The sequence below is a fragment of the Actinophytocola sp. genome (assembly GCF_036002505.1).
In the GTDB taxonomy this organism is placed as follows: Bacteria; Actinomycetota; Actinomycetes; order Mycobacteriales; family Pseudonocardiaceae; genus DASYTH01.
On record NZ_DASYTH010000405.1, the window covers coordinates 1 to 1530 of the forward strand.

The following is a 1530-nucleotide window of genomic DNA, read 5'->3' on the forward strand; positions in this document are numbered from 1 at the left end:
CGAACCGCGGGTGCGGCCTTCCCTGCCACATCGCCACCGGCCCCCATTGGCCCACCCGGCGCAACGAGTCGCCGAACAGCAACAGCAGCGCCCCGAGCAGGAAGACCGCCACGTACAGCGGGCGGGCACCCTGGCTCAACAAGATGCTGGGGAAAGCCAGGAGGGCGGCTGGAGGGAGGAGGGCCAGGAACGGGCTCCGGGCCCGGACCGCCAGCGCGTGCGCCGAGAACGACGCCGCCCATACCGCCGTCAGCCCGGCCAGGAAGAGAGGACTGAGGGCGCGGGCCGGAGCGACCTCCGTTCGCGCCGTGTCTCCGATCAAGGACCACGCCCGGCCGGCCGCCCGAAGCGTCGACAGCGTGGGGAGTCCGAACCAGAGGGTGTGCGGGAACACGAGGAGGCCCACCGCCACGATCATTCCGGCCGCGCTGGCCAGCGCGGCGAGCAGGATGTGCCGTCGCTCCAGGCTCACCGCGAGCAGGATCCCCACCCCCGCGGCCAGCCCCAGGCGCAGACCCGGCCTCGACCCCTGGAAGACGCGGCCGAACGCTGCCGAGGCGTCGACCGCCAGAGCCAGGAGCGCTACGAAGAGGACGAGCCGGCTGCCTTGAGCCTTCTCGGTTGTCTGCTCGATCGCCATACGTCAGCGAGCCTCCCATCCGGCGACAGGACGTAGACCTCCCATCCAGCGTGCTGCAACGATCCTCGGGCTGCCGCCGCGCGACCTTCGAGCTCGGCAGCTTGCCCCGGGGGCAGCGTGGACGGATCCGCTGGATACACGAACACCGCGACCTTGCGGCCGAACGCCGTTCCTGCACGGATCAGCGCGGAGATCTCTCCGGCCATCGGGGGCGACGACACGAACACGAGGCTCGTGTCGCCGCGCGCCGTCTCCCGAAGCGCGGTCAGGACTTCCCCCGTCCCTCGGACGCGCACCGGGCCGGCCCCCGCCAGCGTTTCCAGGAGCGCGCCTTCCGAAACGAGCGCAGCCGGCGCGTCGACCGTCGCGAAGTGGACGGCGAACCCGGCCTGGATGAGGACGCGCCCCAACGTGGCCGTGACGGACACGGCTCGTTCGAAGGCGGGGGATCCGGACGCCCCCAGCGCGGCGCTCCGGTTGTCGAGGAACACGGTGGCGATGGACCGCCGGGTGGTCTCGTCCTGCCGGATCATCAAATGGCCGGTGCGAGCGACACTGGGCCAGTGGATCCGGCGCAGGTCATCCCCGGTGACGTATTCGCGCATCGTGTAGAACTCGGCAGCTGAGCGGAAGAGCTGGCGGACGGTGGACTCGCCCGCCCCAGCACCATGCATCCCCAGCGCCCACCGATCCAGCTCCTCGACCATCGGATAGACGATGAGGTCGTTCCTCGATGCGGTCTGCACCCGCACGCGAGCGAGCCCGAAGGGATCGGTGATCTGAATGTTCAGCGGGCCCAGCGTGTAGCGGCCTCGCTGCCTCGTGACGACCGAATAGGAAACCCTCTGTTTCCCTCCCGGCGGCACCCCCGTCACCACGAGCCGAGCCGA

The 1530-nt window shown here is 70.6% G+C and carries 2 protein-coding genes; both read right to left on the bottom strand.

What is annotated here, in order from left to right; all coding sequences use genetic code 11:
- A partial coding sequence (locus VGR06_RS35160) for a hypothetical protein (protein WP_327563516.1) occupies window positions 1–640 on the bottom strand: 640 nt, incomplete at its 3' end.
- Window positions 583–1530, bottom strand: a 948-nt coding sequence (locus tag VGR06_RS35165) for a DUF58 domain-containing protein (RefSeq protein ID WP_327563517.1), incomplete at its 5' end; no start/stop codon positions are given. The genes VGR06_RS35165 and VGR06_RS35160, both read right to left, overlap by 58 nt.